The sequence below is a fragment of the Aeribacillus sp. FSL K6-8394 genome, from assembly GCF_038008865.1.
GTDB classification, from domain to species: Bacteria; Bacillota; Bacilli; order Bacillales; family Aeribacillaceae; genus Aeribacillus; species Aeribacillus composti.
Genome location: NZ_JBBPAA010000002.1, coordinates 573,877 through 594,917, shown reverse-complemented (window position 1 = coordinate 594,917; position 21,041 = coordinate 573,877). Strand labels below are relative to the sequence as shown.

The window sequence follows — 21,041 nt, the reverse complement described above, 5'->3', positions numbered from 1 at the left end:
GAAATCTATTATGAAATGACACCTTTTTTTAAAATGATATTGGCATAAAGCGCACTCTCGCTCGTTGCGATAATTGCATAAGCATTTTTGGCTCTTTCATAAAAGCTGAATCTCTCCATAAATTCTATATCCCATGGTTCGGAACATTTTTTCTCCAGAAGTTTTTTATATTCGTCCCAAATGGCCGGTTTGCTTTCATTTTGGTTTACTACTTGCATGAGAGCCACCGGTTTATCCACAAAAGTATCCAACGGAAACAAATCTAAGATAGAATCCAACAGCTCAGGAACACCATGTCCGTCAGCTCGAACCAATCTTTGAGCAAAATTTGCTGCCGGAAAATTCCCGTCTGCAATGACAATTTCGTCACCATGGCCCATTTCCATCAAAATTTTTAACAGCTCAGGAGAAAGATTCTTTGGAATACCTTTTAACAACGCTTACACAACCTTTGTTTATTTTTGTTTGTTTTTATATTATCAAATATACCAAAAAAAATAAAGAGTGTTATTATAAAAAATTTTTTGTTTTTTTTGTTTTATTTTGAAACAATTTGACTCCTTTTACGATAAAGGAACGATTGTGATTTTTGTGTTTTTTCCTTCAAACTCTTTTTTATATGCTGGATGGATATTGGAATCTGTAATAATTTCGTCCACTTTCTCAATATGATTGATTAAAGCGAACGTCCGAACGCCAAACTTGCTGGAGTCAACTAGTAAAATGGTTTTATCTGCTATCTCCATCATTTGCTTTTTTATTAATGCTTGCCATTCATTCGAATCGCTGAGACCGCCTTCAAGATGCACACCTTTGCAGGATAGGAAAGCTTTATTGACATGGTATGTTTCCAAAGATCGTTCTGCGAGAGGACCAATATACGATAATGATTTTGAAGAGAGCATTCCGCCGGTTGACATTACCTTTATTTGATCTTTGACACTTAATTCAATTGCTACTCTAATGGAATTTGTTATAACTGTTAGTGGTACATTCGGCAGTTCCTTTGCCATATACCATGCCGTCGAACTTGCATCTAAAACAATCTGGTCTCCTGGTTGTATGAGCTTAACTGCTTCTGCAGCGATTGCTTTTTTTTCTTTGGCATTTGTGACTTCACGTTCTAAATAGGACAATTCGAGCTGCTGGTCTCTTTCAATGCTGACCGCTCCCCCGTGGCTGCGCAGAAGCCTCCCTTCCTTTTCCAGCTTTTCTAAATCTCTTCGTATCGTCTCCTCCGTGACTGAAAACATTTTGCTAAGCTCCGATACTCGTACACTTAATTTTTTGTTAACGATTTCAACTATTTTCCTATGTCTTTCGGCTACAAGCACCTTGCACGTCCCCCCAATATGTTCAAAAGTTTTTCAATAGTTATCAGAAAATAATATACCACATTACCCCAATATGTCCTAAAGATTTCAAGCGCTGCCAGAAAATAATATACCACATTATAAAATGAATCATTAAATCATTGTCACCAATATTTTTAGCGCATCAGGCTCAAAGCAGTTTTCTCACAGCGCATCTACTATCTTTTAAAGCGGAAAAGGTTTTTATGCCCTTTTCCGCTTTCCGGAAGCCTCCTGATGGTTAAGTCTCCGTACGTTGTTGAAGGGGGATGACCTGCTGCAATGATTAAATCTTTCTTATTCACGAATTCGTTATAATAACCGATAACTGTTATGTGGAGAATTTTCATGAAGAGCAATGGCCAATAGGCTATTGCTCTTTTGTATTGTCGAAAGATTATCTAGTAAATGCCGCTGGAACACCTCCGTCAACTGTGATCATGCATCCTGTTGTTTTTTCAGCTTTAGAAGATGCAAAAAATGCAATCGCCTCTGCAATGTCTTCAGGATACACATTTACTAATAATGTTGTTCGTTTTTTATAATAATCTTCTAATTCATCCGGTGAAATTCCATAAGCTCTTGCACGCTCTTCACGCCACTTGGAATCCCATATTGCAGAGCCTTGAAGAACGGCATCCGGAAGAACGGAGTTTACACGTATTCCGTATTGGCCGCCTTCAGCAGCAATACATCTTGCCAAATGAGTTTCAAGCGCCTTTGCAGCACTGTAAGCAGCCGCATTCTTTCCAGCATAAATTGAATTTTTCGAGCCAACAAATACCATATTCCCGCCAATACCTTGCGTCTTCATTTGTTTAAACGCTTCGCGAGCTACTAAAAAGTATCCTGTACCAAGAACGTTCATATTTAAATTCCATTCTTGCAAAGTTGTTTCATCGAACGGACTGGATGTAGCAAGTCCAGCGTTGTTGACAATAATATCGACTCCGCCGAAGGCAAGGGCAGCTTCTTTAAAGGCAGCTTGCACTTCTTCCTCTTTTGTTACGTCCATTTTGACGGCAATTGCACGATTTTCGCCATATTTTTCGTTAATTTCTTTAGCTTTTTCCTCTGCTCCTTCGATGTTTAAATCAGCGATAACAACATGTGCGCCTTCGCTGGCTAGACGTCGGCACGTCGCACTGCCAATTCCTCCTGCACCGCCTGTGACAAAAGCCACTTTGCGCGAAAATTCTGCTTCTGGCGGAGCAAGCGTTAATTTGTAGAGCTCAAGCGGCCAATATTCTACATTATAAGACTCATTTTCGTTTAATGAGACGAACTTCCCGATCGCATCTGTCCCTTTCATGACAGCGATGGCGCGATGATAAAGAGCTCCGCTGATCCTTGACATTTTTTCGTTTTTCCCTGTATTCACCATTCCAATACCAGGAATTAAGATTACTCTAGGGGCAGCTTCAAACATTTTGTCCCCTTCGTTTTTGTTCCGCTCAAAATAAGCTTTGTAGTCTTTTTTATAATTGGAAACTCCTTCTTTTATTTTTTCCTTTAATTGCTCTTTATTTTCTGTTTGCGGATCCCATTCGATGTATAAAGGAACCCGCTTCGTGTGAACTAAATGATCAGGGCATGCTGCGCCTATTTGAGAAAGTTCTTTTGCGTTTCGACTGTTAACAAACTGAAGAACATCCTCTCCGTCATCCCAAGTTAAAATCATTTTTCTTTCATCGCTTACAGCACCACGAATAACTGGCAGTATTTCCGCTAGGATTTCTTTTCTTTCATCTTTGGAAAGGGCTTTATATTTTAATCCGCCAAATGCTTTTTCTTCATCGATTCGCTCTTTTATATAGTTTTCTGCTTCATTAATAATAGAAATCGTTTTTGCATAGCATTCCTCTGAAGTATCGCCCCATGTGACTAAGCCGTGTTTTTCCATCAACACTAACTCTGCATTCGGGTTGTTTTTCACGCCTTCAGCAATCATTTTGGAAAGCGTAAATCCAGGACGCACGTAAGGCACCCAAACAAATCGGTTGCCGTAAATCTCCTCAGCAATTTGCTTTCCGTTGTCCGCACAGCAAATGCTGATAATCGCATCAGGATGCGTGTGATCAACATGCTTGAACGGAAGAAATGCGTGCAGCAAAGTTTCAATCGAAGGGCGTGGATGCTTGTGATCAATCATGCAATGAGATAAATAAGCTACCATTTCTTCGTCGGACATTTCATCTCGTTCTATAAGCGGGCGGATATCGTCCAATTTAAGTCCTGTAAAATTGTGCGCTTTCATTGTCGCTAAATCTGAACCGCTTCCTTTTACCCACATGACTTCAATTTCACGGCCGCGGAAATCGCTTTCAATTGTTTTCATTGAAGTGTTGCCTCCGCCCCAGTTGCATACAGCGCGATCAGCTCCGATTAAATTGGAACGGTAGACTAACTGTTCTAAACCTTCCGACAATTTTTTAGCTTTTTCTGAATCCCACAAACTTTTGACCATCTGTTGACCTCCATTTTTGTTTTTATTTATTTTAAATATAACATATGATTGTTTATTATTGAATATATTTTTTTATTTTTGTTTTTTTGTTTTGAATATTTTATTTATAGCTAAGGTTTGAAATGTATATTGTTTACTTGTTGATTTCACGTCTATTATTTTGGGATTTTTCAATCAAGGGAAAAATAAAAGGTAAATCAACATAAAAAAAAGGGATCAAAATATGAAGGGAATATAATCAGGCAGGATCATATAGTTGCTCTCTTTTACAAGACGAGGGGAATAATGTATAATGAAGTTGAAAAATTGCATCAACAACCAGACGACCAAAGGTGCTGCGACACCTTTGGCCCTGCAACAGACGGTTCCCTTCAAGGGGATCAGGCAGCAGGTAAAAAATAATCCACCACTGCTATCAACTCAAGGGTGGATTATTTTTTTTGCGGATTTGACAGCATTGTAATTATAAGGCTTGAAAAACTGATCGCAAACATTAACGCTTCGAATACTGTCATCGGCACACCCCCTTTCTGTACGGGGTAAATGCCAACCACCCTTGAGTCTACCGTTCTATTGCATTTTCATTATATCAAATACTAAATTTTGAATCTATAAAAAACAGAACATTTGTTCCTTTTTTACTAGAAATTAAATTTTTAGCAATTAATTATTGAAAATTCTGTAAATGGGGTATACATTTGTAGTAAGGGGAGGGAGAAGTATGAGCCGTTTAATAAAGAAAAAAGCTGCTCAACAAGCACTCAAAAAAGTCGTGCATGTAAGCGATATCATTAAGAAACAGCTAGATCCTCAGCTTCCGCTAACCGAACAGCTCGACAAAATTCGAAAAACGTTCGATGAAAGGCTGGACCAAGACGAATATTTTTTGGTCGTAGATGAAACAGGATATTCTCCGCTACATACCAATCGCCTTCGTGAAGGAAGAGTATTTTCGGATGAGGTCGGCAAAAAAGCCGCTACAACAAAAGAACCGCTTTTGCAGCTGTATATCCGTGATACAGGAGAAATTCTTGTTGATGCGAGCTGTCCGCTCGTTACAGACAGTACTGGAAAACGTTATAATATCCGGTTAGGAAGACTCATTCATCGCCCGTATTTGCAAATGAATTTTGCCATGCTATCGTTTTTGCCAAGCTTTCTTTGCCTCATGACAGCTTTATTTATGCAATTATCTTTTCGTCAAGCAATTATTTTATTTTTCGTAACTATTTGCGCCAGTGCAGTAAACAGCTTCTTTGTTTACCGCTCGTTCACTTCTAATCTTAGACAATGGTATAACGTCACTCGTACTGTATCATCAGGCAACCTTCATGTCGAAGTAGATATTGTCGGCAAACGCAATGAGTTTCATCAAATAGGTTATGAAATCAATAAAATTATTTTTGGAATCCGGTCGATTTTAAGCGAGTTTGCCAATGCCGTCAAAACTGTCAAGAAGGTCAGTCAAGATCAAAAAAAAGAAGCGAATCGCTTATCGGAAATTTTTGATGAAGTTGCTGCAACAATGGAAGTGTTCCGCGAAGGCTCCAAACAGCAGACCGATTCGTTTAAAAAAGTTAGCGAACTGGCAAATTCGATGATAGAAGGTGTATCAAATATGGGATCGGAAATTGAACGTGTTGTTGAATACGCTCAATCAACGATGCGTTCAGCAGATGAAGGGCAACAAATGATTGAAAAAACGGAACAGCTTATGCTAAATATTGAAAATGACACGAAAAAGGCAACTTCTCTCATCCAAATGGTATCCAAAAAAGCGGATCAAGCGATGGAAATGGCTTCTGCGATCACAGCAATTGCCAAGCAAACGAACCTTTTAGCATTAAATGCTTCCATTGAAGCAGCGAGAGCAGGTGAATCTGGAAAAGGCTTTGCGATTGTAGCTGCAGAAGTGAGCAAACTGGCAGATGATACAAATTCTTTTGCGGCTAAAATTTTATCTTCGTTGGAAGAAACGAGAAATGATTTAGCTCATGCCGTTACTGCCGTCAAAAAAAATGAAGAAAGTGTTGATCAAGCTTCCTTGTCTATATCTGGAACAAAAGAAAGCATGCAGACATTTAAGCGAATGTTTTCAGACATTCATTCTCTGTTAAAGCATAATCGAGAAAACGTCATAAACATTCGTGAAAACGGCAACAATTTAAAAGGTTTAATAGAAAATGTAAACTTAATCGCACATGATTTCACCAACACAGTCAACGAAACAACGGCAGCATTGGAGGAACATATTGAAGGGATCCATGAGCTTGCAAAGGAATCAGTTATTCTTTCCGATGCTGTCATACATCTTCAAAAAATTTTAAACCGCTTTCAATTACAATAAATGTCTTGATTGACTGGGGATTTTCTCTTTACTATTAAAAATCACATCGTCAAGAAGCGAATATTTGCAGGAATAATCGAAAATGCAAAAGGGAGATCCCCCAACTTCGGTAGTTGAGAAAAAATACTGCGCAGAAATTGACTCATTTTCATCATTATCAAAGCTTCCAAAAAATTAAGCAGCCAAACTCCTAGTATATAGGAATCGGGCTGCTTGCTACGTTTATTATTATCTGCTCAAAATCAAAAGAAAACCATTTTGCGTAATGTCTTCTTTATTTATTTTTCGATAGCTGCAAAGCTTTTTTAATATCTTTAAGCGCATTGGATTTTCCGTACATCAATACGCCGCCTTTGTAAACTCTTGCCCCGAAGACAGCTAATATAGCAATGGATGCTATTAATAAACCGATTCCTAAAAGCGGCTCCCAAATTGGAAGATCCAGCATTCCAACCCGCAAAAACATCAGCATCGGGGTAAACGGCGGAATGTATGATGTGATCGTAACATAGGAAGCTTCCGGATTGCTCAAACCAAATATCGCTAGCATAAAGCCCGCCACAACCGTTAAAATCATCGGAGTGATCAACTGCTGAACATCTTCTATACGACTGACCAGCGAGCCTAGAAAGGCAGCCATCGTCGCATATAATAAATAGCCTAAAATAAAGAAAATGACTGCATATAGAATGGTCGACAACGACGTGTTTTGGAATCCAAAGAAAGAGAAAAATCCTCCATCCATCGATTCTAAATTTTGTTTAATGGAAACGTAGCCGACAATAAGCCATAAGGCAAGCTGCGTTAAACTCAATAGAGCAACACCTAAAATTTTCGCAAACATTTGTGTAATAGGAGGAACACTGGAAATTAAAATTTCCATCACTCTAGAAGATTTTTCTACTGCTACCTCCATCGCAATCATATTTGCATACATGATCACTGCAAAATATATTACAAATAAAAGTACATATACGAGACCTCTCGCTTGATTCAATTCTTCCACCGTTTTTGCGTTGGCATTCAACGCTTCCATTTCAAAAGATACTGGCGCATTCAGCTTCATCAGTTCCTCTTGCGTTAATTTCAATTGACCTGCTGTCCATACCATGCTCACTTGTTGGAGGGCATATTGCAAATCGTTTGGAACGGTTGAGTCTGCAAGAGACGCTGCTTTATATACCGCCATCGGCCGGTTTTCATCATTTAAAGATAAAACGAGATACCCTTTGATCTCATCATTTAATACATTCTTTTTCAGCTTTTCTTCGGAAGCATTAGTTTTTTGCAATTGAATGTCCGGATTAACTTCTTTCAATTGCTTTTTAAACGGTTCAAATAAAGAATTTGATTGATCAATGACTGCAAGGCGTTCTTGATTTTCACCAGAATTAAAAAAATCGATAATTTTTGATATGTTTCCCAAAACTAGAATAATAAGCAATGTAATAACCGTGGAAATGATAAATTGCTTCGATCTTAGTTTGGTAAAATAAGTGTGGAATAAAACAGTCCAAAAGTTATACATAGGCCGCACCCACTTTCTCTATAAAAATATCATGTAATGAAGGCTCTTCTATTTGGAATTTGCGAATAAATCCTTTATCGACAATCTCCTGTAACAATTGTTGTGCGGTCTCTTCTCTTTCAATTTGCAATTGAATCCCTTCAACTGTTGTCTTGGCTTTTACGACACCTGGGAAATTCTTCAAGAAATTGAGATCAAAATCCGCATGAATCACGAGATTTTTTTTGCCAAAGGAACGTTTAATTTCTTTGAGCGACCCATGAACTACAGGGCTTCCCCTATGTAATATGCATAAATGTTCACATAATTCCTCAACGTGCTCCATCCGATGGCTGGAAAACACAATGGATGTACCGGCATTTTTCAAATCAATGACAGCCTCTTTCAATTGCTCAACATTGACCGGATCCAATCCGCTAAACGGTTCATCCAAGATGAGCAGCTTCGGTTTATGTATGACAGCAGCAATAAATTGAATTTTTTGCTGGTTTCCTTTCGACAGCTCTTCGACTTTTTTTTCAGCGTACTCTGGCACTTTAAACCGTTCGAGCCAATTTGCCAGCTCCTTCAGCGCATCTTTTTTGTTCATCCCTCTTAATCTGGCTAAATAGACAATCTGATCCTTTACCTTTAATTTCGGGTACAATCCCCGCTCTTCGGGCAAATATCCGATATACGGGCTCGTGCTATAATCAATTTTTTCTCCATTCCATGTAATGGTTCCTTCAGTTGGTGCCAGCAGCCCTAAAATCATGCGAAATGTTGTCGTTTTTCCGGCACCGTTTGCCCCTAAAAAACCAAACATTTCTTTTTCCGGAATGGATAAAGACAGCTTATCCACAGCGGTGAAATCGCCAAATTTTTTCGTCACTTGCTCTAGCTTCAACGTCATGTATTTTCCTCCTCTCATCTTTTAATACGGATTAAACAAGAAAAAAGTTCAGTATCGTTTTAAATTTCTGTCTAACTCACAAGTGAAACATCGTTAGTGACAATGATGATATGAAAACTATGTTAAAAATATTTAAACCACATCTGTAGATGAGCAAATTCGCTAACATAAATTTACAACCAAACAAAAAAAGAGACATGAACCCGATTCCTTGATTAGAATAGATGTGTCACCAAAACTATTCACAAGGAGGTTCATGTCTCATGAATAGATTAGCACATCATCAAGGAATCCACAAGTTTTTCACGATGTTGGGGTTGGCACTTTATTTTTCAAAACCTGTCATGAAGCATCTCGTTCATATCGTGGATGCGCTGACCACCAAAGGATTTGCGGGAACATTGACCGATCTTCATCATTGGAGCTTTCATCCGAACCACCGCACGACACTCAGCCATTTTTTCACGAAAAGCCCTTGGGATGAAGAGACGCTGCTTCGCAAACTTCAACAGTGGATGCTTCGTCGTGTCGAACGCATCGCCAAACAGGAGAATCAACCCCTTTTTGTTTCGATCGATGATACGATTTGCCAAAAAACCAAGCCTTCGTCACAGGCAACGCACGCCATTCAAGGGTGTGATTGGCACTATTCTCACACAGAGAAAAAGTCGATCTGGGGACATTCTCTCGTTTGGCTCATGGTTCATACGATGACCCAGGCTTTTCCCTTTGCGTTCCGCCTCTACGACAAGGCGGCTGGGAAAAGCAAGGGGGAACTCGCGATCGAGATGCTTTCTTCTTTGGATGTACACCGTCCTGTTTATGTGCTGATGGACTCTTGGTATCCATCGCAAACGCTCGTGGAAGCTTGTCTGAAAAAGGGATTCCACGTCATCGCAATGCTCAAGGCCAATCGGCTTCTTTATCCAAAAGGCATTGCGGTTCAGGTGAGGGAGTTTGCCCGCTACATCGAACCGAAAGACACTCACCTCGTCACGGTGGGAGAAGAGCGTTATCGCGTGTATCGCTACGAAGGCTCTCTCAAAGGTCTCGATGATGCCGTGGTGCTGCTCGCTTGGAAAGCCGATCAGCCGATGACATCGGAACATCTTCACTGCGTCTTGAGCACCGACCGGGATCTAAGCGATGAAGAGATCTTGCGCTACTATGCCCAGCGTTGGTCGATCGAATGTTTTTTCCGTCAAGCGAAAGACCAGCTGAAACTCGATGGATACCGCGTTCGCGGACGTCGGGCGGTGAAACGCTACTGGATCTTGGTGCAGCTTGCTTACGTGTACAGCATGTTCGAGTCGAACAGCGATTTTTCTGATGGGCTCGATCTTCTGCGCAAGAGAAAAGGACATAGCCTCGTGGAGTTCATTTACCGTGCAGCGAAACAAAATATTCCCATTGATACCGTGAAAAAACAGCTCCACGTGGCATAAGGGGTACCCTGTTTGTCTCTTTTATATGGTAATTATTGTAATTAAAATTACTCAACTACAGCCACATAATTAAAACAGGAGGATACTTCACAAAAGTTGTTCAAACTTTTGGAAGCACCTCTCCATTTAATAAATGTTGAGATGAACAAAAAGGCAGAAACCTTTTTTTATTACTTAAAGGTTCACTGATTTGATTTTAGAATCCGAACTGAGGATGGATTTTGAAGAAATGCCACTGTGAAGGACAAAAATAATCTAATAAAATTTATAAACGTCCTTTATGGAGGTGATGTAATCCAAAAAAAGGAAATTGCATATACTGAATGTCCGTCATAACTTTTGAAGGACAGAATGAAAATGGCGTGCATAGAAAAAGTCCTTCATAAGATTCCCGAAGGACATAAATCAAGATAGGGAAACATAGGAAAAGCAGTTGTCCAGAAAGCCAAAATCTTTTGGAAACGAAAAACATAAACATTGAATATCGAAAGGGCACCTATAAGCCGAAAAAATCGACTACTTTGACAGCCACTTTTGCCATTATGATTCGGCTTCTTTTCGGCAATAGGAACGCCATCCTCCAAAATCTGTAATATCCTCGAATCGATTGGCGATATACGCCTTCCAAAAGAAAGCCCGACACTTTGTTTCCGTTGATCAGTTCTACTGTTCCTATACTCTAAAGGATTTGTATCCCTAATTTTTTACAGAATACTAAAACCATTTCTTCTTGCCTCTCTTTTTATCGATGACAGCTAAAGCTCTAATGGGAAATTTATCAATAAACGGTTCTACTGAAATACTATAATGTGCCTCGATATCTTTTTTTAATTGATCGCGTAATTCTGTCAATTGGTTCACTATATAATCCATCTTAAATACAGGATCAAACGGTTCCTTTCTCCAAATAGAAGTGAGTCGAGCCTTATCGTTATTGTCAAAAGGAATGATTGAAATCAACGGCTCATCTTCGTCAATTTCAAGAGTATAATAATGAAATTCCGGGATATCATATTTGCCACTTTCGATAATGGCGAGCCATCTCTGTAAGTATAAATAAAATTCTAATAATGCGATATCATCTTGAAAATAGGAGATTCCATCTACTTTTATGTCGAAATCTCCACTAACTCTAAGTACGATAGCAGAATCCTTTTTCCATTTTTTAGGAATGTAAGATTCATCGGTTGTAAAGTGATAGACAAACTCTAATTGATTGGATATGCTGTCCATATTTTACCATCCCACCCTACTACAATTTTTATTTTTTCTGACCTTTTGTACCTATTACTTTACCAAGGTCCGCTATAACTACAAATGACAAATCCGCATTCTTTTTTTCTGCCTCTGGATTTATAGAATTGAATCCTTTTCATTCGATTGCGTACTTGGCTTTTATCAGTAGTGTTGAATTAGCATAATTCGGACACTTTTTGAAAAAATAAATGGGGCTTCAAAAATAATAGGCAGCCCCAAGAAATGTTATCAACTACAAACATTGACATAGTCTTTAACAGGTAACGTTCAATGACTAAAGCCATTTCGTCTTACCCTTTTTTTTGTCTACAACTGCCAATGCCTTTATTGGAAACTTATCAATAAACACATCTACCGAAATACGATAATGTGCCTCGATATCTTTTTTTAATTGATCGCGTAATTCTGTCAATTTGTTCACTATATAATCCATCTTAAATACAGGATCAAACGGTTCCTTTCTCCAAATAGAAGTGAGTCGAGCCTTATCGTTATTGTCAAAAGGAATGATTGAAATTAACGGCTCATCCTCATGCCATTCAAGAGAATAATAATGGAATTCAGGGATGATATATTTTTTACTCTCGATAATGGCAAGCCATCTGTGTAAATATAGATAAAATTCTAATAAAGCAACATATTCTTGACAATATGATCTTCCATCTACCTTAATTTCAAAATCTCCATCAACTCTAAGTACGATAGCAGAATCTTTTTTCCATTTTTTAGGAATGTAAGATTCATCGGTTGTAAAGTGATAGACAAACTCTAATTGATTGGATATGCTGTCCATATTTTACCATCCCACCCTACTACTATTTTAATTTTTTTCTGACCTTTTGTACCTATTACTTTACCAAGGTTGGCTATAACTACAAATGACAAATCCGCATTCTTTGTTTCTACCTCTGGATTTAAAGAATACGATGCGTTCTTAGAATTTAATCCTTCTTTAACCCAATTATTTACTTGGCTTTTACTGCTAGTATTGAATTTAGCATAGGTTCCTCCAGTGCTTTTCAAATGCTTATCTTTTACACGAAAACTAGAAACTTTACTTTTTGCTGCTTTAACGGCTGCCTTTGCAAATGTGTTAAGAACGGCTTTAGAGCTTTTTATCGACTTAACGATAAGTTTTTTTCCAAATTTTTTTATGGCATACTTGATTCCATGTTTTGCAACTACTCCGATTATAACCGCCGGCAGAACCGAAGCTTGAGCATCAATGGTATTGAGCTGGTAAGATTCTCCGGTATCTTGATCAATGAGTGTTGCAATAAAATCGGTGCCGTCAATTTCTTGCAACACTACATCAAAATGTTGAGTAATGATTTCTCCATTCTTTAACTCTATATGACCTGAAAGCGTTATTTCACCAGATTCACTATTCACAAACAATTCGGTATCAATGGATGTATCTTCATTTTCTACTTCTGTAGAAACAACCACTTCCTCGTCAGAGATTTCTGTTGCTGTCATTTCAATATCTTCTGCTAAATCTAATCCAAGTTCTTCCTCAACATCTACTTCATACTCAACACCAGTAATGTCTTCAACTAATACAGTATTTGTGTCACTTACAGGTATATTTTCATTAGATTCAGCACTAGCAAATCCCGGTAATATTGCCGATATCGATAAAGTTACTATAAGTAACTTTAATATCAGTTTTTTCATACTTTTCCTCCTTATTTTCGATGATTTAATGTTAATAATCCACATCCATATAAATCATCACAGCCACTTTCACCCAAATCTTTCGAATATTCCAATAAATCTTTATGGACTGTTTCCTTATGAATTTCTTTATTGTTTAAGAGGCTCGCAATAATGCCTGTGGCATATGCCGTTGCAAAAGAGGTACCACTTAATTCTTTTTGATGTGATAGCTTTCCAGTCTTTATAGCAACAATATCTACACCTGGAGCAACAAAATCAATTTTTCCTTTCGCCGCGTATTTATAAATTTTCATATTTTTATCGATTGCTGAAATAGACAAAACACTTTCATATTTTGCAGGGTATTCAGTATATAAACCAAGTGTATTCCCAGCTGCAGCAACTATGATAATATCATGGTTAATGGCCTTTTCTACTGCAGCACGTAATCTTGCATCATCTTTTTGAATCCCAAAACTCATATTGATAATGTCTACATTTTGGTTAACGCACCATTCAATGCCTTCCGTAATATCGTCAATATCTCCGTTCCCATTAGCATCCAGTACATTGACATCGTAAATTTCAATATTTTTAATAACTCCTTCTACATGATCTTTTTGATTAGACTGAGCCGCAATGATACTAGCAACCGCTGTACCATGTCCGTATGAATCTATTTGATTATTTTTCTCGTTGAACCTTTTTGATACTTTGACACGAGCCTTTTCTTCATCAATTCCACTATCAATAATGGCAATTTTTATAGGTGTGTCTGTTAAAGAGTTAGGATCAGCATATTCCTTCTGTATGGAGCATAGAGCCCAATTCTGATTACAATCAATTTTTTGATCATAGGATAATTGATGATTGCATGAAGCTAAGAAGATGAAGAATATTATAAAAAAATAGTTTTCTTCATTAGCATTGCATAAGTATAGTTAGAATTTTCTGTTAATTAATTTTTGTGAATTTGTGCCAAAAAGACAAAACCTAAAGAAAGGTGGCACTGCCCATTTGGTAAATATATACAGTTAAACCAGAGCGACAACGACAAAAGGGAGATTATGGACTGGCTCGCCCATCAAATTTTCGCAACCAAACATAAGCTGGTTTCCACAGAGCTCTCTTTAACCAACGAGTAATTCGAAGTAGGGATTTCTTACTTTTCATCTCCAATTGAATGAGAACATGTAAGCAATACGTGATAAGGGCTAAGAAAATTTGATTTTGAATAGCTGTTTCACTCATCCCATAAAAGTGCTTAATTTCCACGTGTTGCTTGAGTCATTTGAAAAAGAGCTCAATAGCCCAGCGAGATCGGTAAATATCACTTATCTCTTCTGGTTTTAAATCAAATCGGTTGGTGATGAAACGAAGTAAGTTCCCTTTTGTGTCCGTAACTTCTAGTAGACGAAAGACATTTTCAGTGCGATTTTGTGTGGGACCAATGTAGACCATTTGATCGGATAGAACGTGACAATCATCAGGAAGTGAAAATGTATAGACTTCACGAATGACTGCGTTTTTCTTCAGTCTTGAAACGAAGAAATAGCCATCATCTGTCATCCGATCAAAACGTTCATAGTCCACATAACCGCGGTCAAACACATACATGGCTTCTTGATCATCCACTAGGACTTCGAGTTGATTTCGGTCATGTTCTTTTGCTGTCGTAATCACTGCTTTTTCAGGATAGACGGTGTCTTTATCCATGAAAACGAGCCGTAAGTGTAGCTTTACACCAGCTTTTGTTTTACGGAATTTTGCCCATTTATAATGGGTCAAATTCAACGGGAGTGTACTTGAATCAATGATTTTCAGTGGCATATTCTTTCCGTTTTGATAATGGTGCCGTTGAATTTTCCAAACAAGATCCAAGAACAAATTTGCAAGAATTAGTGGGTTGATCTGATGGTTTTTTCGGGATAGCTGAGAGGCACTTATCGATTCAAATCCGAGTGCTTTTTGAAGATCTTCGTCTACAAGTGCATCACTCATTTCCTCTAAGCTCTTAAATTCGAGCAGTTGGGCTACCAATAAAAGTTTAATATAGGCTTCTGTTGTCAGCTTTTTTGTGTAATAGTCCTGTTTCAATTCTTTGACTTGTTCGCTAAGTTTTTGAATATTTATGGGTGAAACCCATTTACCAAATGATGAAATTAGTGTATTCTTGTCCATAATAGTTATCCTTTACGATTGGATTTGGACAGGAACCACCTGTACTTCCATTGTAAAGGATTTTTTTGTTTCGAAATCAATAAAAAATTGAACATTCTTAGCATTTTGAATCATCAGATTTAATTAGTGCAATGCTAGTGATTTTTAATAAATTAAACATTATTCATGACCTGGTCAATAAAGGGGCAAAGGTGCAAGAAGGACAACAGATCGGGAATGTTGGCAATTCGGGAAATACAACGGAACCGCATTTGCATATTCACGCAGAAAGAGACGGCAGAGAAGTTCCAATACGATTCAATGGACGCTTTCTCGTTAGAAATCAACTGGTACGGTTTAATTAGTTGCTTCTGAAAAATCCTGAGAATTATTCGCCCTTAAATTCCTTTATTCAGGCTTTTCATGAGATGAAGGTCAGTTGCTCCTATTATGTAAATAAACTGGATATTAATTCCGCAAACCAATTAGACCCCCATGCCGTTTGATAACAGCACCAGCAGATAATGAAAATAACAAATCAAATTTTCGGGATAGAGATTAAAAGAAAAATGATTGGATTCATTAAAATAATGCTGAGTACTAAATACTTAAAAACCGCTCCAACCTTGATATAATATTATTCTTAATAAATAGGTAAATAATATATGCCATATAAGGAATCAATATCAAAACTGCTGTGATTAAACCTGGAACATAACGTTTGTATAGAAAAAACTGTCCGACATGAAATATCCCATTTAATCAACAATAAACATGTACATAAAATTGTTAAATTAAAAGTTATACCGTTACGTTTCTTATATTCCAACCAGATTACAATACTAACAGTTAAGGTGAGTAATATTATAGCAATAGCTATTTATACAAATCTTTAAAAAATGATGATAATCTTTGTCGGAAGTACAAGAAATATATCGAGATTAGCGATGGACATCATTTTATTGATAAAGTATGTATTTATTTCTTTAGGTCTTGGAGCAATACCAACTTGCCTCGTTACCTATTTCTATCGCCATTGAAAAGGAAAACGGAGCATTTGAAAGATATGTTTTATTTGGAATCAACTCGATTCGATAACGCCGTACAAATGTTACTGCAAATATTCGCAACGGCTCGTTGTGGTTGGGTAAATTTGTTTATTATATACATCTTACACGTTCCTTATAAGCCCCTTAATGAATTTGGACAGTAAGAGTAATATAAACTATACTGTTACCAAGGAGGGCTTAATCATGAGAAGAACGAAACATTCGAAAGAATTTAAGTTACAAGTCATAAGGGAAGTGCTTGAAACCGGGAAAACGTCAATTGTCGCACGCCGTTACGAATGAAATCCCAACATGGTGAGCCGTTGGGTTCGTGAATATAAAGAAGGCAAATTTGGTGATGTAGACGTAACAGTTCTGCCAGACCTTGATGCAAAAGAGTTATCGAAGGAAAATGATCAACTTAAAAAGTTACTCGGTGAAAAAGATCTTGAAATTGCCATATTGCGTGATCTCATAAAAAAGAAAAACCCTCACTTGCTGAAAAACTTGAAGTAGCTGGCCGATGGATTCAAAAAGGCTGCTCAATTTCAAAGGTGCTAAAGATCATTGGTATACCTCGTTCCACCTACTATTATCAAAAGAATGACCGGGTGGAAGAGAAAAAAGTTAGTGAGGGACGTCCAGCATCCGGTTATTCATTCAAAGCGAACGGTCAAAAAATATCCGATGAACAAATGAAAGAAATGATACTGGAAGAGATTGCTGGCGATGCTTACAATTATGGCTATCGCAAATTAACCCAATGGCTTCGTCGAAAATACAATCTGATGATCAACAAGAAAAAAGTTTATCGATGATGCAAGGAACTAGGCATTTTACGCCCGCAACGACAAAAGAATGTTTCATATCCTCGAAAACTGGCACGAAATCGTACCATTTCAGGATCGAATCAGCTGTGGGAAGCGGATATCAAGTATGGCTTTATTGAAGGTGAAGATCGCTTTTTCTTTGTCATGTCTATTATCGATGTATTTGATCGCAGCATTGTAGACGATTATATGGGTTTCAGCTGCACTGCCAAAGATGTGATTCAATCCCTGCAACGAGCATTATTGAAACGTCAACAATTCGACATATTGGAAAAACCTGTGATTCGAACCGACAATGGACCACAGTTTATTTCCCATACCTTTCAGGAGTTTTGTGACAATCACGACATTGAGCACGAGAGAATTCCGCCTAAAACACCAAATATGAATGCTCATATTGAATCTTTTCATCGGATTTTTGAAGATGACTGCCTATCCCGATGGCAGTTTGAGACCTATGCCGAAGCCTATGAAGCTGTTACAGCATTTATGGTGTTTTATAATGAAAGACGTATGCATTCTAGTATTCTAGACTTATCCCCAAAGGAATTTTATGAAAAACATATCAAGGGACACTTGCAAATCAGAGCCATTAGGCTGTAACTCCCCTTCCATTTTTCTTCCTTTTGTCTCAACATTCATTTCAGCTATTTCCTGGAATGGCATCAAGGGTGACGATAGGAAGGCGAAGCCTTTACCCTTGATGGAATGGAAGAAATAGCTATGCTTTAAAAAAGACAAAAGAAAATATGAAAAAGAGCATAATTTTTAATAAGCGATAGATGAAAAGAGAATCTGTCCAAAATACGGGGGTTAATCCGCCCCAGCAATTCTTCTACATTCCAATTAATTTCATCAATAAATCAATGATTTTTCTTGCATCGTCCATATTACCTTTCAACAATTCGACAATGCTGCCCACTGATCGGAACGGTTCTTGCTGCAATACCTTCCTATCAAGTGTTCCGTTTTTAATGACATAATCAACAATATGTTTCACAAAGCGGATTTTGTTGAGATTTAAACGCTCTTCCGATAAAAACTCCGAAAAAGCTTCATTAGCTGCTTTGGGATCCAAGCCAACAATTTTCCGAACGAGTTTTGTGATCGGTGTGTCACCAAAATCTTTTTCGTAATCTTCTCTCGTGCCGAGTTCTTTCCAAAGGATGTTTTCAAGGATTTTCACATCTTGGGCGGTTAGCGGTTTATTGTGATGCAACTTGTAAATGGCCATTTGGTCTTTATGTTCGATTAAATCATGTTCTACTTTCTTTCGATAATTTTGTAGGTCATTCACTTGGAACATTGGAGCGTTTTCCTTTACTTCGATGACTTCATCTTGGAAGTCGGTATAATAAATCTTTTGCGTATCTTTTTCGGTAAACTTGATTAAATTTCTAAGTGCTTCCCGTACTTCTTCCAGTTCGAAAATATCCGCACTGTCCCAAAATTCTTCGGTCAATACTCTTTCGATGACGTGCTTTTGTTCCAGTACTTGTGGAATCGTACCAAGTTTCGATAAAGATTCTGCGGTTTGAATCACACTGCGAATGGGATGATTGTTCCGACCAATAGTTAAAAAATGACATTGGATTTTTAGAAATTTGAAAAAAAGTTTCGTTTTTTTCTTTTCTTGTGATCATCTATTAAATCCCTCACAAATCATAATTAATACAGATAAATTATCCTATGCTTATCAAAATTCAGGGGGCGAAATATGAGAATCTATCTCGAAAAATGTTTACTCTTCAAGGCTGGGGTAACTCTTGATCTTTCATAGACCCTCATGCCGTTCGAGAACAGCACCAACAGATAATGAAAATCAAGCCTTATTTTTGGGATAAGTATAACTAATGTTAAAAAGTATACAGATGAAGAAAAATTTACATACTTAATGATCAATTACCTAATTTTTTGATAAACAAATTCTCCGTCTATCATAGTCCATTCAATTTCAGCCTCCAACAGTTCATCAACTTCACAGTTCAATAGAGAGCGATCAAATAAAATTAGATCTGCAAGCTTTCCTTCCTCAATACTTCCCTTTTTATCTTCGTCAAAAGACGCATATGCACCATTTATCGTATACATTCTAATGGCTTCCAACAGGGAAATTTTTTGATTTTCTCCGATGATTTTTCCTGATTTTGTTCGTCTTTTTATGGCTGCATGTATCCCCTTTAGAGGTGAAAAATCAGTAATTGGACAATCAGAGGCAATTGCTGCCTTTACTCCTTCCTGTAAATAATCTCTTAATGGGAACATTTGATGGGCACGTTCTCCATAATTTTTTAAATAACCATCACCGTATTCATAATGGAAAGCTGGATTTGGTATTGGTACCACATTTTGTTCTTTCATTCTTTTTATCAAATCTGGAGTGGCAATTCCCGCATGCTCAATACGATGTCGGCTGTTAGGTCTAGGAAAAAGTTTATTGGCTTTCTCGATCGTATTTAATATCATATCAATCGCTGCATCTCCTTGGGCATGTGCAGTAATTTGCCACCCGTTTTTATGTGCCGGAATCAATATGTCATCGACTTCTTTTTGGGTATAATAATGGATTCCATAATTTTCATGATCACTTGTGTATGGCTTTCGTGTCCAAACTGTTGGTCCACTACTGCTACCATCTAAAAATAATTTGACAGGACCGATTTTATAGCGATCATCACCTAACCCAGTGTATACACCTGTTTCCGTAATCGTTTTGACAATTTCATGGGCATTATTTAGAGCACCAACCATTGCATAAACCCTTTGTTTAATCAATTGGTTATAGGTAGATCGTTGTAACAATCTTAAATTATACGCTCCGTATCCTGTCGCATCATGAATGGAAGTAATCCCTTTTTTAGAAAAATGTTGAGAAGCGATTTTATGGGCTTCTTCAATCTCTTCTTCTGTAAAAGCTGCAATATTAAACATGTCCATATGGGCTTTTTCATATAGTACTCCGTTTATGTTGCCATACTGATCTCTCCCTATTTTTCCTCCAGATGGGTCAGGAGTGTTGTTATTGATATTCCCCAGTTTAAGGGCGCAACTATTTACCACTGAAATATGTCCGCATGCGCGAATAATCATAATTGGATGTTCTGTCGAAACACTATCAAGTTCTTCAATTGTTGGAAAACGGGATTCTTTTATGTTACTTTCGTTAAATCCCCAGGCTCTAATCCATTTTCCTTTTTCTCTACTTCTTGCCTTTTGTCTGAGCTCAGTCAGTAAATCGTTAATAGATTTAATATACTTAGATTTACATGAAACTGACAGTTGATTCGTTCCATATAATGTCACATGAATATGAGAATCAATGAATCCAGGCATAAGTGTTTTTCCTTCTAAATCTACTACTGTACTATTGTTATCTTTCAATTGCAGAATTTGATCTGTCGTTCCGACTGCCACAATTTTATTTCCCATAATTGCAACTGCTTCTTGAATATCATCTTTATGATTAACTGTAATGATCTCTCCATTGATAAACAAATATTTCTTATTCAATATCACTTTTCCTCCTCTAAAATATATTTGAAATCCAAATAAAATGCTAAACAATTTTATTTGGATTTACATTATAGAATCATTCAATTGTTCCTTTAGATACTGAGACGGTTGATCGAGTAATGTGAATTAACTTTTTACCAAGTTCCCAACCTTTTAATCCAAAGTACCAAATCAAAAATTAAATATAAAAAACTACATATAATATTGAAATACTTTTTAAAATGAACTCATCTGGGCGATCCAATAAATACGAATTCCAAAACACAACATGTTTTTGGCATTAAGAATATACATAATTTATTGCATATTCGCATCTTTACACGGACATGATAGGCTTACACGCCTTGCAAAGCCCTGTGTCTTGCTCCTTTTGTCAGAAAGTATACCTGTAAATCCTCCATATCAAGCGACAACAAGTATGAAATTTTTACAGATCATATAATGTTATTTTTTACATTTAATACATTTTTTGATCAAAAAAACCAACAACAGCTAACCTAATGATCAAAAACAGAAAAAATATTCATAAAATCATGAAAGAG

The 21,041-nt window shown here is 37.3% G+C and carries 20 protein-coding genes and 2 pseudogenes; 8 read left to right on the top strand and 14 right to left on the bottom strand.

The window, feature by feature from the left end:
- Positions 1 to 8: 8 nt before the first annotated feature.
- The 3 genes from NSR00_RS15265 to NSR00_RS15255 all read right to left on the bottom strand — a co-directional run bounded on the left by NSR00_RS15265 (position 9) and on the right by NSR00_RS15255 (position 3,819).
- Positions 9 to 437: an RbsD/FucU family protein gene (locus tag NSR00_RS15265; protein ID WP_063389250.1), complete on the bottom strand. Its 429-nt coding sequence runs from the start codon at positions 435 to 437 to the stop codon at positions 9 to 11.
- A gap of 126 nt (positions 438 to 563) precedes the next feature.
- Complete coding sequence (locus NSR00_RS15260) at positions 564 to 1,334, bottom strand: DeoR/GlpR family DNA-binding transcription regulator (RefSeq protein ID WP_066246791.1); 771 nt, start codon at positions 1,332 to 1,334, stop codon at positions 564 to 566.
- 415 nt (positions 1,335 to 1,749) lie between these two features.
- Entirely contained in the window at positions 1,750 to 3,819 is a 2,070-nt protein-coding gene (locus tag NSR00_RS15255) for a bifunctional aldolase/short-chain dehydrogenase (protein ID WP_144598060.1), read from the bottom strand.
- A gap of 292 nt (positions 3,820 to 4,111) precedes the next feature.
- On the opposite strand from NSR00_RS15255, the gene NSR00_RS15250 reads away from it, so the two are divergent.
- The gene (locus tag NSR00_RS15250) at positions 4,112 to 4,282 is read left to right on the top strand and encodes a hypothetical protein (RefSeq protein ID WP_158640191.1); all 171 of its coding nucleotides are present in this window, start codon (positions 4,112 to 4,114) and stop codon (positions 4,280 to 4,282) included.
- Here the strand turns inward: NSR00_RS15250 and NSR00_RS18185 are convergent.
- Entirely contained in the window at positions 4,251 to 4,334 is an 84-nt protein-coding gene (locus tag NSR00_RS18185; protein WP_375338799.1) for a putative holin-like toxin, read from the bottom strand. The genes NSR00_RS15250 and NSR00_RS18185 overlap by 32 nt on opposite strands.
- Positions 4,335 to 4,540: 206 nt before the next feature.
- Between NSR00_RS18185 and NSR00_RS15245 the strand changes: the two genes are divergently transcribed.
- Positions 4,541 to 6,166 (top strand): methyl-accepting chemotaxis protein, encoded by a 1,626-nt coding sequence (locus NSR00_RS15245; RefSeq protein ID WP_094245152.1) that lies wholly within the window; start codon positions 4,541 to 4,543, stop codon positions 6,164 to 6,166.
- 274 nt (positions 6,167 to 6,440) lie between these two features.
- On the opposite strand, the gene NSR00_RS15240 is transcribed toward NSR00_RS15245, so the two are convergent.
- On the bottom strand, positions 6,441 to 7,694 hold the full coding sequence (locus NSR00_RS15240) for an ABC transporter permease (RefSeq protein ID WP_339194287.1): 1,254 nt from the start codon (positions 7,692 to 7,694) through the stop codon (positions 6,441 to 6,443).
- Entirely contained in the window at positions 7,687 to 8,586 is a 900-nt protein-coding gene (locus NSR00_RS15235) for an ABC transporter ATP-binding protein (RefSeq protein ID WP_339194285.1), read from the bottom strand. Before NSR00_RS15235 ends, NSR00_RS15240 begins: the two co-directional genes overlap by 8 nt.
- 263 nt (positions 8,587 to 8,849) lie before the next feature.
- Here NSR00_RS15235 and NSR00_RS15230 point away from each other — a divergent pair, with 263 nt between their 5' ends.
- Positions 8,850 to 10,031 (top strand): IS701 family transposase, encoded by a 1,182-nt coding sequence (locus tag NSR00_RS15230; RefSeq protein WP_040037972.1) that lies wholly within the window; start codon positions 8,850 to 8,852, stop codon positions 10,029 to 10,031.
- A 714-nt stretch (positions 10,032 to 10,745) separates the two neighbouring features.
- Here NSR00_RS15230 and NSR00_RS15225 read toward each other — a convergent pair.
- The 5 genes and pseudogenes from NSR00_RS15225 to NSR00_RS15200 all read right to left on the bottom strand — a co-directional run bounded on the left by NSR00_RS15225 (position 10,746) and on the right by NSR00_RS15200 (position 15,128).
- Positions 10,746 to 11,264 carry a DUF7878 domain-containing protein gene (locus tag NSR00_RS15225; protein ID WP_340789662.1) on the bottom strand — a complete coding sequence of 173 codons (519 nt, stop codon included), beginning with the start codon at positions 11,262 to 11,264 and terminating at the stop codon, positions 10,746 to 10,748.
- Between the two features lie 298 nt (positions 11,265 to 11,562).
- On the bottom strand, positions 11,563 to 12,081 hold the full coding sequence (locus NSR00_RS15215; protein ID WP_340789661.1) for a DUF7878 domain-containing protein: 519 nt from the start codon (positions 12,079 to 12,081) through the stop codon (positions 11,563 to 11,565).
- On the bottom strand, positions 12,057 to 12,965 hold the full coding sequence (locus NSR00_RS15210; protein WP_340789660.1) for an SAR2788 family putative toxin: 909 nt from the start codon (positions 12,963 to 12,965) through the stop codon (positions 12,057 to 12,059). The genes NSR00_RS15215 and NSR00_RS15210 overlap by 25 nt, the downstream gene beginning before the upstream one ends.
- 11 nt (positions 12,966 to 12,976) lie before the next feature.
- Positions 12,977 to 13,702, bottom strand: a complete 726-nt coding sequence (locus tag NSR00_RS15205) for a S8 family peptidase (protein ID WP_340789880.1) — start codon at positions 13,700 to 13,702, stop codon at positions 12,977 to 12,979.
- Between the two features lie 310 nt (positions 13,703 to 14,012).
- Positions 14,013 to 15,128 (bottom strand): annotated as a pseudogene (locus tag NSR00_RS15200) (IS4 family transposase).
- A 131-nt stretch (positions 15,129 to 15,259) separates the two neighbouring features.
- On the opposite strand from NSR00_RS15200, the gene NSR00_RS15195 reads away from it, so the two are divergent.
- Positions 15,260 to 15,472, top strand: coding sequence for a M23 family metallopeptidase (locus tag NSR00_RS15195; protein WP_340789659.1), 213 nt, complete (start codon positions 15,260 to 15,262; stop codon positions 15,470 to 15,472).
- Positions 15,473 to 15,707: 235 nt separating this feature from the next.
- Here NSR00_RS15195 and NSR00_RS18180 read toward each other — a convergent pair whose 3' ends face one another.
- On the bottom strand, positions 15,708 to 15,860 hold the full coding sequence (locus tag NSR00_RS18180; RefSeq protein ID WP_445659589.1) for an HXXEE domain-containing protein: 153 nt from the start codon (positions 15,858 to 15,860) through the stop codon (positions 15,708 to 15,710).
- A 500-nt stretch (positions 15,861 to 16,360) separates the two neighbouring features.
- Between NSR00_RS18180 and NSR00_RS15190 the strand changes: the two genes are divergently transcribed.
- From NSR00_RS15190 to NSR00_RS15175, 4 genes are read left to right on the top strand one after another with little or no spacing between them, the layout of a single operon-like run.
- Complete coding sequence (locus NSR00_RS15190; protein ID WP_340789657.1) at positions 16,361 to 16,459, top strand: transposase; 99 nt, start codon at positions 16,361 to 16,363, stop codon at positions 16,457 to 16,459.
- A 9-nt stretch (positions 16,460 to 16,468) separates the two neighbouring features.
- Entirely contained in the window at positions 16,469 to 16,672 is a 204-nt protein-coding gene (locus NSR00_RS15185; RefSeq protein ID WP_340789656.1) for a hypothetical protein, read from the top strand.
- A 38-nt stretch (positions 16,673 to 16,710) separates the two neighbouring features.
- Entirely contained in the window at positions 16,711 to 16,974 is a 264-nt protein-coding gene (locus NSR00_RS15180) for an IS3 family transposase (RefSeq protein ID WP_340789655.1), read from the top strand.
- Between the two features lie 15 nt (positions 16,975 to 16,989).
- On the top strand, positions 16,990 to 17,589 hold the full coding sequence (locus tag NSR00_RS15175; RefSeq protein ID WP_340789878.1) for a DDE-type integrase/transposase/recombinase: 600 nt from the start codon (positions 16,990 to 16,992) through the stop codon (positions 17,587 to 17,589).
- A 218-nt stretch (positions 17,590 to 17,807) separates the two neighbouring features.
- Here NSR00_RS15175 and NSR00_RS15170 read toward each other — a convergent pair.
- Together NSR00_RS15170 and NSR00_RS15165 are read right to left on the bottom strand one after the other, a co-directional pair.
- A pseudogene (locus NSR00_RS15170) lies at positions 17,808 to 18,541 on the bottom strand (type I restriction-modification enzyme R subunit C-terminal domain-containing protein); the annotation flags it as partial.
- A 347-nt stretch (positions 18,542 to 18,888) separates the two neighbouring features.
- Positions 18,889 to 20,496, bottom strand: a complete 1,608-nt coding sequence (locus NSR00_RS15165; protein WP_340789653.1) for an amidohydrolase — start codon at positions 20,494 to 20,496, stop codon at positions 18,889 to 18,891.
- Between the last annotated feature and the right edge of the window lie 545 nt (positions 20,497 to 21,041).

Coding starts and splice junctions, on each gene's coding strand:
- NSR00_RS15255 (WP_144598060.1), bottom strand. CDS start 3,819: ATGGTCAAAAGTTTGTGGGATTCAGAAAAAGCTAAAAAATTGTCGGAA.
- NSR00_RS15250 (WP_158640191.1), top strand. CDS start 4,112: ATGAAGTTGAAAAATTGCATCAACAACCAGACGACCAAAGGTGCTGCG.
- NSR00_RS18185 (WP_375338799.1), bottom strand. CDS start 4,334: ATGACAGTATTCGAAGCGTTAATGTTTGCGATCAGTTTTTCAAGCCTT.
- NSR00_RS15245 (WP_094245152.1), top strand. CDS start 4,541: ATGAGCCGTTTAATAAAGAAAAAAGCTGCTCAACAAGCACTCAAAAAA.
- NSR00_RS15240 (WP_339194287.1), bottom strand. CDS start 7,694: ATGTATAACTTTTGGACTGTTTTATTCCACACTTATTTTACCAAACTA.
- NSR00_RS15235 (WP_339194285.1), bottom strand. CDS start 8,586: ATGACGTTGAAGCTAGAGCAAGTGACGAAAAAATTTGGCGATTTCACC.
- NSR00_RS15230 (WP_040037972.1), top strand. CDS start 8,850: ATGAATAGATTAGCACATCATCAAGGAATCCACAAGTTTTTCACGATG.
- NSR00_RS15225 (WP_340789662.1), bottom strand. CDS start 11,264: ATGGACAGCATATCCAATCAATTAGAGTTTGTCTATCACTTTACAACC.
- NSR00_RS15215 (WP_340789661.1), bottom strand. CDS start 12,081: ATGGACAGCATATCCAATCAATTAGAGTTTGTCTATCACTTTACAACC.
- NSR00_RS15210 (WP_340789660.1), bottom strand. CDS start 12,965: ATGAAAAAACTGATATTAAAGTTACTTATAGTAACTTTATCGATATCG.
- NSR00_RS15195 (WP_340789659.1), top strand. CDS start 15,260: ATGCTAGTGATTTTTAATAAATTAAACATTATTCATGACCTGGTCAAT.
- NSR00_RS15190 (WP_340789657.1), top strand. CDS start 16,361: ATGAGAAGAACGAAACATTCGAAAGAATTTAAGTTACAAGTCATAAGG.
- NSR00_RS15185 (WP_340789656.1), top strand. CDS start 16,469: ATGGTGAGCCGTTGGGTTCGTGAATATAAAGAAGGCAAATTTGGTGAT.